This window comes from Treponema sp. R6D11 (genome assembly GCF_054786075.1).
The window spans coordinates 1-9,915 of sequence record NZ_BDHD01000067.1; the positions used below are offsets into that span (position 1 = coordinate 1).

A 9,915-nucleotide genomic window follows, 5' to 3' on the forward strand; every position below is an offset into this window, starting at 1 on the left:
CCTATTGTTTTATCAGCAGCACTAAGAGCTGGTTCACCCGTAGCAACACCTGGTATAATTATTCTAATAACCGTGCTGATGCCGGCGATGATGCCGCCTGTGACTGCTTGTTGATACGATTTAACCCTCGCGCCGGTATCGTCGTTTTGAAAGCTGATAGCGAATTTGACTAACGCGTAGCCAAGTAGCGCAACGCCAAGACCGACAACCCAGCCGAGCAGTTTATTAATCCATTCGTTAATGCCTTCGTTTCTTCCCATAGACCCCCACCATGCTAAATCACCTGAGCCGGCGAAATAATTTGTAAGATTAAAGCTAACGACTAGCTGGATCATAGCGCCTGTAACAGCCATTTGTACGCCTTTTGTTTTCTCTTCTGGCTTGTCCTGCCCGATACCGATAGCGATTTTATATGCGCCAAAGATAGCCAAAACCGGAGCAACTAGGCCGAATACAAACCTGATAATGCTCCATGCGAGCTTACCCGGGCTATCTGCCTCCAAAACACCGTCCGCGAAAACCGGAGTTGCAAGCATGCTAAACGCGCAAAGAGAAACAAAGATTTTGCTTAAAAAATTAGTATTAAATTTATCAAATATTTTTTTCATGTTGTTCCCCTTTTTAGAGCCAAAAGTGATACAAACGAAGGGCATAGATTGCGCCCCATACGCCTATATAATAATTATAACATATTTCGATATCTTCCGCAACATAAAAGCGACTTTTTTTGCCAAGTTTTGTCATATTTAACATAAATTTAACATAACTGATAAAAAATTACCTGTTTATTTAATTTTATGCTGCGAAATCATCAAAATTGCAATAAAAAAGCGCCCTATAAGGGAGCGTTAAAATCATATTATTATTTCCAACGCCCCAGGGTGAAGTTAAGAATAATCACCAAGAAAATCGGGAATATCTGCACGAAGAAACCCGCCAATATAAGCAAAATTCCCTTATGCTTGCCCTCTTTGCCGTCTTTTGCGAACGAAATTATATAATGCGCAAAACCCCATAGAATGATAGCTTCAGCAACAGGCGTGAGAGCGTCTGACAACACATTATTTGCCATAATAGGGTATGAACTCACATATCTTTGTAGCCCCATCATTCTTAAAGATCCAGTTATTGGATCGATAAACATGAGCGGGACAGCCAAAATCGCAGTCGCTAATATGCAGAATGTTATGCCGTCTTTTCGGTTTTTATTAACTTCTTCGTCCGTAAACGAGCGCGCGATTTGGTATACGCCGAGCAAAAACATCGCGCCTGAAATGATATAATAAATTTGAACAATAAGCCCCGAAAGCGGGTTGTGCCCTCTCTCAGGCGCAGGGGTAGCAGTTGGTCTCGGAGTGTTCGTTGGGGGCGGAGTTATTGTTGGGGTTGGCGACACAGCCGCAACTACGGTCGGTGTTGGTGTAGGGGTAGGCGAAGGAGTTGCTGTCGCTGAAGGTTTTGGTGTGGGAGTTGGTGTAGGTGGCGGAGTATAGTTCGGCGAAAAAGATGTCAAAGAAATAGTTTTACCCGTAGACGCACCCCAATACATCCCAAGAACTTTTTCAGGCATAGCGAAGGTTATCGTAATCATCGACGATTCTGCGATAAAAGTGCCCGCCAAGTTATATTCCCTAATATAAATGGTGTAACTTAATTGATTCTTAAGAATATTAGATCCAAAAATCGCTAGCAAATCGAGATTTATTGTAAATGATGACCCACCGGAAACATTTGTCGTATATTGACCAGCACCTGCAAGCATACCGTAAATATTTTTCTTCGGGAAAGCAGAAGCTCCACCAGGGTTTACAATCACTTCATATCTAGGCCCGCCATTCCCAACCCCGTTTATTTTTATCGTAGCGTCTTTAACTTTCGATCCATTTGCGTCTAGTTCGTATTTCGTCTCTACAGTGCTTAAATTTACTGTTCCAAGCGCTGCCTGCGCGGGAATCATAGCGGCGATAGACAAAAAAAGCGCCATCATAATGGATATGACGCTAAATTTATTCAGTTTATTATTGCGCTTTTTCATGGTCGCCACCTAGTTTATTTAAACTCGTTGAAAAACTTATCAAGCAGATCGTACGGCGTTTTCAAGTGGTCGCGATAATCGTATTTTTGCGGACCTTTGCCGTCGTATAACATATCATAATTAGGGTGTTTCTCAAGTTTTATCTTCTCTGATTTAAACGGTTTCATACCGCGCATCATCAGGATACACTCTGTATCAGGCATTCTGCCAATTTCGTCTGGGAACATAAGCTCGCGCCCATGGATACCAAAGTTGATGTTCGTTGCCTTGTTTTTACCACCATTAACCGACGTCGTCTTCGTGTCGATCGTTTTCTTGCCGAGGCGTTTTGAGATATACTCAAGCGTCGATTGCTCTTGACCGCCTAAGAATAGCATAGTATCGCAGTTACCGGTTATGCTCTCCCACGAATCTTTATAAATCGCTTTAAGCTGAGCTAAGTTTTGGATAATGATGCTTGCGGAAATCTCGCGAGAACGCATCGTCGCCAAAATCTCCTCGAAGTTAGGTATGCGCCCAATGTTCGCAAATTCATCAAGGATAAAGCGCACATGAACTGGCAATCTTCCGCCGTAGTCGAAATCTGCCTTCATATATAATGCTTTGAATATCTGGCTATACATCATCGCTACGATGAAGTTATATGTATCATGCGAATCAGGGACAACGACGTATAGCGCCGTCTTCTCATCGCCGAGCTTATCAAGCTCTAAATTATCGTCGATTGTTAGCGCGCCGATGTCGCGAATGTTGAAAGGCGCGAGACGAACAGAGGTCGAAACCAAGATGGATTTCGCCGTTTGCCCAGCCGCCTGCTTAAAGATTGCATACTGCTTCAAAGCAATGTGCGTCGGGTCTTTTTCTTCTAATATCTTGAATAACCTGTCCAAATCTGATTGGTATGTCTCGTCGCTCTCGCGAACTTCCGCAGCGCGCAAAAGCTCCATAATCATAGAGAAATTTTGCTCGTCCGCCGGCGCTTCATACCATAAATAATACACCAACGCCTGCAACAGCGCAGTCTCGGCTTTTTCCCAGAACGGGTCATTCGATTGCGCGCCCTTTGGCGTCGTGTTTTTGATCAGCGTTCTAATCAAAGTTAAGACATCATTGTCTTCTTTTATATATGCAAACGGATTGTAGCAATTTGAATGCGCCATGTCGATCAAGTTAAATACTTTGATTTTGTAGCCCATGTCTGCCAATAATCCCGACGTTGAGCTTAAAAGCTCGCCTTTAGGGTCAGTGATTACATATGATGTGTTCGATTGCATAATGTTAGGTTTTGCAAAGAAACGGGTTTTACCAGAGCCAGATCCACCGATTGTCAGTATGTTAAGGTTCTTTCTCGTCATTCTTTGGTCTGTACTCATTCGCTCTGTCTGCGTGAATAAGACGTTGTTCGCAAAGACAGGGTCGATAAGTGGCGCTATATCAGCATGCACGCCCCACTCGGCGGTACCATGCTCCTTGCCCTTCATTAAGTTCTTCTTGTTCATTTCATACCATAATATACACAAGAACGCAACCAAAGAGGTGATGCCTGCGAATTTCATGGTTTCGTTTGAAAAAACTAATAAAGCTGGGTTTTTAATAAAAAGAGGTATAGCTTTTGGCAAATAATCCAGCATAGCAGAAAAAAGAGCCGCGCCGTCGCCGGCAGGGCGTGTGATCCAAATCATGCCGATTATAATGCCAGCATAAGCCGCTAAAAGAACCCCGACAAACTCGAGGGATAACCTTTGAATATTCTTGCGTATCCATTTTAGCATCTTATGTGAATTCCTTTCGATGTTGCTATCTTTAAGTTCTTAATTTAGACCGGGAACAATAGTGGCAGCACTTTTTGCAATTGATTCTGCAAGGACTTTTTCAACAGCAGGTGTACTCATTATTGCTTTAACCGCTGAGTTTTGCTCGGCAAGACTATTTAAAGCCTCTTTGCCGCCAGGTTGTGCTACTATTTCTTGAGCCTTGGTAGCGAAATTATTTTCAAGAGATGATTGAATGTCAAGCGAGCCGCCCGGTGCCATTGCAGAAGTTGGGACAACTGTGCCAAGCTCACCTGCTGGAGTTTGGGATCTGCATAATTCAGGTTGTTTGCTATGTTTATTTGCTATAGTTTCAAGCTCTTTTAGTTGCGCTCCTAAACCGCTTTTGTCGCCAGTTAGGTCCTGCGCAGCTTTCATTTCTTTTGCAACTTCTTGTTGTTGTTCAATCGCTTCTTTTCCTGCCTCTGGACCCTTATCGGCTTGCTCTTGGATTTTTTGTTCGGTTGTTTTCTCTTCAGCCTTTTTCTCTTCAGCCTTTTTCTCTTCAGTCTTAACTTCCTGCGCCTTTTCTTCAGGTTTTACATCTTTGCCTTCAGCTTTTGCAGGATCCTCTTTATCTAGAGGTTTCTCTTCAGCCTTTTTCTCTTCGGTTCTCTCAACTTTCTCGGCCTCTGTTTTTTCTTTTTCAAGAATATTTTCGCCAATAGCTAATTCGCCAAGGTCTCCTTCTCGAAAATCGAACTCCGGATTTTCGCCAATCTCAAGCCCGTTAACCTTCGCACCTAATGCTTCTTCAACTTTTTTATCTAAGCCCAATTCTCCTTTTCGTGCGCCAGCCATTCTTTCGGCACGCGCATAAATCTCTTGCGCTTCTTTGCTTAAATCTTCTATTCCAACACTCTTTCCTGCAGCTTCTAACCTCTCTATTTCTTTAGAAAATATTTCTATATCTTTTGCCGAAATCTGGTGTAGAGTCTCTTCCCCTCTTTGCGCAGTATATACGCCTTCTTTCCACAACGCAGGATCCGCCTGCGCTGGATTTTGTATGAAGGTTGCGTAATCCTTCTCGCTCATAGCTTCAATTCGGTCGTGATTACGTTCCAAAGTAGCGCTCGTGTTGATATTACGCGAGATTGACTTTTTAAGAGTTGTTTCTAGTGCTAACTCATTATCAGTTAAAGCTCTTTGACCCTTAACTTGTTGAAGAGCGTCATACTCTTTTTGGAATATTTCGGTCTGCTTTTCTAATACGGCTTGCGTTTTTGCCGTAACATCCAAAAATTCAGCTTTTGTAGCTGGCATTTTAGCTGCTGCTTCTCTTTTCGCTTTTTTCTCTTTCATTGGACCTGAAATCATCATTTTGTAAGGCCAATAAAACTGCATAAATTTGCCGAAAATCGCACTCGGGGTCGTTTTTTGGGCGACCTCTTTCCCCATGTCTGTGTCTGCCATGTTAATCCCCCCTTAACGGACTCTACTTCCTATAAATTGCGTTAATTTATTTAAAGTTCCTTTGTCGTACGCTCCCTCACGTTCAAGCATTTTTGCAGCATGAACAACCTTCTCCACGCCCTCACGTCTAATAAGGTCATCAGCTTTTGCTAAAGCATTGGCATCTAACTTTTCGCTTGTGCCATATTGTTTGAAGCCTTCGAATAGCTCGTCGTCCTCTAATATTTGCCACTTAACTTCTCTTGCCGATGCGTCCACTTCATCAATCAGCTTTTGAGGAGCTTCGATGCCGGTTTTTTCTTTCGTCTTTTCAAACATAGCAAGTTCCATGAAACGTCTTTCGTGCTCTGTCGCAGCGAATGCCTCGTTATCTTTTAGGACGTAGTTGAATAGTTTGTCCATCTCTTCATAAGCAATTTCTCTTTTTGCAAACTCTAGCTCGTATGCTTGCTCTTTCGCAAGAGTTTCGGCGGTTTGCCCAAATTCAGGAGACTCGATCTTTTTCAAAAAGTCTTCTTGAATTGAACGCAAATAATCCGCCTTGCTTTTATTAGCAGGCAGAGAATCATCTTGAGTTAGTTTTTTTATTACTTCTATTGGTATATCTGCTGACATTTTACACGTCCCCCTAAAATTACACTATATAGTATATTTTAACAGGTTTTTCCAAAAAAGTCAAGTTAAATAATGTTAAAATTGTGTTACAAATGCGTGTTTTTCAAAACTTTAACATAAATTTAACATAACTCAACAAAAAAGAGCCAATTGCGGCTCTTAAAAATCATTTATACAACTTTTATGTCTGGTAAATTTCTAAATTTCTCCGCGTAATCTAGCCCAAACCCGACGATAAATTCATCTTCGCACTCTAGCGCGCGATAGTCTAGCTCAAGAGGATATGTATGCGGGACTTTTTTCTCAAGCAAGACGCAAGATTTAACTGAATTTGCATGTGAATATTTCTCTAGCAGGAAGTGCATCGTCTGCCCACTGTCGTAAATATCATCGACTATTATGACGTTCTCCCTCGCGCCGACCTCGCGCGTTTCATATCCAAACTCTAGCTTTCCCGCCGATTTTCCCACGCCATAGCTTGCAACCTTAACGAACACAACATTCGCGTCAACGTCTTTTATTCTCTGTAAAAGCTCGGCAAAAAACATGAACGCGCCTGACAAAACGCAAACAAATGTCACCTCTTGCCCAGCATAATCACGCGAAATCTCCCGAGCGACTTTTGCAATCGCCTTTTTAATTTTTCTCGATTTTATTAAAGTTCTCATGGTCTTACAGTAGGAGATGGTGTTGGAGTAGGTGTCGCCGTAGGGGCTAGCCTGCCGTTAGATAGCACGAGCGTTATAGTTGAAAATTCTTTGATTTTTTCGTTATATCCTGGGCTTTGGTTTATAACCGTTCCCGCTTTTTCGCTGCCGTCAACATACGTTGTTGAAACGACTAATTTTTTCTCATCCGCAAGCCTTTTCGCCGCATCGAGAGATAGCCCAATGAAGTTTGGCATTTTGATATCTATTCCGTTTTTGCCTGTGCTGACAACGAGTTTAACGGTCAAACCGCTAGTTATGGTCGACCCAGCCGTCGGTGTCATTTTTAGGATTAATCCTTCAGCGACATCTGCTGAGCTTTCTTTTTCAGTAGTAAATTTAATGCCCATTTCTTGCAGTATTTGCTTCGCGGCTCGCTCGTCTTTGTTAATCAAATCTGGCAAAATCAAGTCTTTAATGCCGTCTGAAACAACAACGTGGATCTCGATCGGTGCGCGGACGGTTCTGCTTGCCGCCGGCGTTTGCTCGATGATAGAATCTTTGGCTATTTTCGCATCGCTCCGTCTGCTATCGATTATTATTTCGATGTCTTTATTATCTTTATATGCCTCTTTAACGACCTCTATATTTTTGCCGACTAAATCTGGCACAACAACGTTTCCTCTGCCGCCGAATGCGCCAGGGAAGAATGCGTAAACTAAGAACAGTAGCCCCAAAACGCCGAAAATGCAGCCTGATATTAATCCTGCTTTGTTTAATTTTTTAACATTTTTATCGGTTATAATCGCGTCGCTCGCGCGTTCCTTTTTGACCGGTACATACGCTGGAGCAACATCATCGTCGCCCAATAACGCCTCTATACTGTTTTGTTTATCAGTCGATATTTTTTGTGTATATTCCGGCGCGTTCAATTTCTTGCCCATAGGAATAAGGCTATCTGGCGCGCGAAGAGCAATTTTAACATCCTCTAACATTTCGCTTGCAGTGCTGTATCTAGACGCTCTGTCTTTCGCAATAGCTCGCAATATAATTCCGTCTAGCGCAGGAGGGATATCTGAGTTTACCTCACTCGGCGGAACTGGTTTGTTGCTGATGTGCATCATTGCAACTGAAACTGCATTGTCTCCATCGAACGGAACCGAGCCTGTTAGCATCTCATACATCACGATGCCAAGGGAATAAATGTCGCTCTTTTCGTCTGTGTGTCTGCCTTTTGCTTGTTCTGGAGATAGGTAGTGCGCAGAGCCTAGAGTGTCCCCCCCGCCGATTTTAACAGTTTTTGAGCTAACCGCGCGAGCGATACCAAAATCCATTATCTTAACAACGCCGTTTTGCAAAAGCATGATATTCTGCGGCTTAATATCCCTATGAATCACGCCTTTGGCATGCGCATGCGCAAGCCCTTTTAGTATTTGCAATATATACGAGCAGGATTCCTGCCAGCCAAGATGTCCGTTAGCTTTGATATAGTCTTTTAGTGTAACCCCGTTTAAATATTCCATAACGATGTAGAAGATATCTTCTTCCTCGTCATTGCCGACGTCGTATATGCCAACTAAGTTTTGGTGGGATAGCGATGCCGCTGCGCGTGCTTCGGTTATGAAATTTTGGATGAAATCGTTATCGTTGTTAAACTCCTTGCGCAAAACTTTGACCGCTACATTGCGCCCCAAGAGTTTATCATAGCCTTTGTAAACAATAGCCATGCCGCCATTGCCGATTTCTTCTAAAAGTTCGTACCGTCCCCCGATAATTTTGTTGATCATAATTACACCTCTATATGTTATATATTACTATTATGCTTGCATTATCTTTGCCATAACGGCTGACTGCCAAATTGCTTATCGCTTCTGCCGATTGCCCCTGACGCATTAGCTCGCCAAGTTCGACATCCGTTATACCATTATAAATCCCGTCTGTCATGAGTGCGACGCTGTCTCCGCGCTCTAGCTCAACTTTATAAACATCCGCTTCAACGGATTTGTCCGTCCCGATAGCTTTTGTCAATTGTCCGCGGCTAGGATGCTTATCTTTCTCATTCTCTGTTATCCCGCCTAAGTCAAGCAACTCTTGAACGGCTGTGTGATCTTTTGTGATTTGCCTGAATTGGTTATTACGCAAGATATACGCCCTGCTGTCTCCAACGCTGGCAACATATAAATTATTATCCGCGATTTTTGCAACAACGACAGTCGTCCCCATGCTCTTGTTCTCGCCGATTGCAAGGCTATAGACAACCTCGTTTGCTTCAAAAATAGCTTTGTACAGCCCTTCTTCGATATTTTCTTTACCCTTTCCCACCGCCATTTGAATCGTGGTGACGCAAGCGGTCGAGGCTACTTCCCCGCCGTTTTCCCCGCCCATACCGTCGGCTACGACGAAAAGATTTTGTTTCTCATCGCAAAAAATAGCGTCTTCGTTAGTCGCTCTATTGCCCTTGTTTGAGAAACCTGTGATTTGCATTTTTCCTCCGCTAGCTATTTGCTCTTAGCTGCCCGCAGGCCGCATCTATATCTTGCCCTAATTCTCGTCTTGTGTTCGCTATTATGCCTCTTTTTTTCAAAGACTGCCAAAATTCTTTTGAACGCTTGCTTCTCTTAAACTCCGCATTTGGCACTTCGTTATAGTTAATCAAATTAACCGCTGAGTTCGAATTTTTCAAGAAGCTTGCAAGCCTTTGCGCGTCCTCATCTGTGTCGTTTATCCCGTCTAAAAGCAGATATTCATAGTAGACTCTTCTGCCTGTTGTTTTAGCATAATTTCTGCATGTTTTTATAAGTTCTTCTATCTTATAAGCTTTCCCCACTGGCATCAATTTCTTACGAACTTCGTCCGTCGTCGCATGCAGGCTGATCGAAAGCGTTATCGGCAGTTTCTCTTTTTTTAGCTTCTCGATCTCTGGTATTAACCCGCAGGTTGATAACGATAAAGCCCGATAGGATATATTTACATGCCATTTATGCGATATTATCTTTAGAAAATCTAACACGTTTTCGAAATTATCAAGCGGTTCGCCCATGCCCATAAGCACGATATGAGACACGCGTTCAGGCAAAGTTTTCGAGATTTCCATAACCTGACTGACCATCTCCGCCGTGGTTAGATCTCTTTTAAATCCTAAACAACCCGTTGCGCAAAACTCACAACCCATTTTGCATCCAACTTGCGTTGAAATGCATAGGGAATATCCGTATTTATAGTGCATCGCGACAGCTTCAACAGCCTCGCCGTCTTCCAGCCTGATTAGGAACTTTTTCGTCCTGTCATCGCTGGATATTTGTGTTTTTTCTATTATAACATTACTAAACTTAAAATGCAAGCCTAAATTCGACAAAAAGTCTTTTTTCAGGTTGGTCATTTCGTCAAAAGAGGT

At 42.8% G+C, this 9,915-nt stretch carries 9 protein-coding genes; all 9 read right to left on the minus strand.

The window, feature by feature from the left end:
• Positions 1-608 (minus strand): hypothetical protein (locus tag ACYVTD_RS07355; protein ID WP_461247127.1); only part of this gene is annotated, 608 nt, incomplete at its 3' end.
• 254 nt (positions 609-862) lie between these two features.
• The gene (locus ACYVTD_RS07360) at positions 863-2,035 is read right to left on the minus strand and encodes a hypothetical protein (protein ID WP_461247128.1); all 1,173 of its coding nucleotides are present in this window, start codon (positions 2,033-2,035) and stop codon (positions 863-865) included.
• Between the two features lie 14 nt (positions 2,036-2,049).
• Positions 2,050-3,807, minus strand: coding sequence for a VirD4-like conjugal transfer protein, CD1115 family (locus ACYVTD_RS07365; RefSeq protein ID WP_461247129.1), 1,758 nt, complete (start codon positions 3,805-3,807; stop codon positions 2,050-2,052).
• Between the two features lie 39 nt (positions 3,808-3,846).
• The gene (locus ACYVTD_RS07370) at positions 3,847-5,259 is read right to left on the minus strand and encodes a hypothetical protein (RefSeq protein WP_461247130.1); all 1,413 of its coding nucleotides are present in this window, start codon (positions 5,257-5,259) and stop codon (positions 3,847-3,849) included.
• A gap of 12 nt (positions 5,260-5,271) precedes the next feature.
• Entirely contained in the window at positions 5,272-5,874 is a 603-nt protein-coding gene (locus ACYVTD_RS07375) for a hypothetical protein (RefSeq protein ID WP_461247131.1), read from the minus strand.
• 170 nt (positions 5,875-6,044) lie between these two features.
• Positions 6,045-6,542: a phosphoribosyltransferase gene (locus tag ACYVTD_RS07380; protein WP_461247132.1), complete on the minus strand. Its 498-nt coding sequence runs from the start codon at positions 6,540-6,542 to the stop codon at positions 6,045-6,047.
• Positions 6,539-8,308 carry a Stk1 family PASTA domain-containing Ser/Thr kinase gene (gene pknB, locus ACYVTD_RS07385; protein ID WP_461247133.1) on the minus strand — a complete coding sequence of 590 codons (1,770 nt, stop codon included), beginning with the start codon at positions 8,306-8,308 and terminating at the stop codon, positions 6,539-6,541. The genes ACYVTD_RS07380 and pknB overlap by 4 nt, the downstream gene beginning before the upstream one ends.
• 10 nt (positions 8,309-8,318) lie before the next feature.
• On the minus strand, positions 8,319-9,005 hold the full coding sequence (locus ACYVTD_RS07390) for a PP2C family protein-serine/threonine phosphatase (RefSeq protein ID WP_461247134.1): 687 nt from the start codon (positions 9,003-9,005) through the stop codon (positions 8,319-8,321).
• Positions 9,006-9,015: 10 nt separating this feature from the next.
• Positions 9,016-9,915, minus strand: a 900-nt coding sequence (gene rlmN / locus ACYVTD_RS07395; protein WP_461247135.1) for a dual-specificity RNA methyltransferase RlmN, incomplete at its 5' end; no start/stop codon positions are given.

Coding starts and splice junctions, on each gene's coding strand:
- ACYVTD_RS07365 (WP_461247129.1), bottom strand. CDS start 3,807: ATGCTAAAATGGATACGCAAGAATATTCAAAGGTTATCCCTCGAGTTT.
- pknB (WP_461247133.1), bottom strand. CDS start 8,308: ATGATCAACAAAATTATCGGGGGACGGTACGAACTTTTAGAAGAAATC.
- ACYVTD_RS07360 (WP_461247128.1), bottom strand. CDS start 2,035: ATGAAAAAGCGCAATAATAAACTGAATAAATTTAGCGTCATATCCATT.
- ACYVTD_RS07390 (WP_461247134.1), bottom strand. CDS start 9,005: ATGCAAATCACAGGTTTCTCAAACAAGGGCAATAGAGCGACTAACGAA.
- ACYVTD_RS07380 (WP_461247132.1), bottom strand. CDS start 6,542: ATGAGAACTTTAATAAAATCGAGAAAAATTAAAAAGGCGATTGCAAAA.
- ACYVTD_RS07370 (WP_461247130.1), bottom strand. CDS start 5,259: ATGGCAGACACAGACATGGGGAAAGAGGTCGCCCAAAAAACGACCCCG.
- ACYVTD_RS07375 (WP_461247131.1), bottom strand. CDS start 5,874: ATGTCAGCAGATATACCAATAGAAGTAATAAAAAAACTAACTCAAGAT.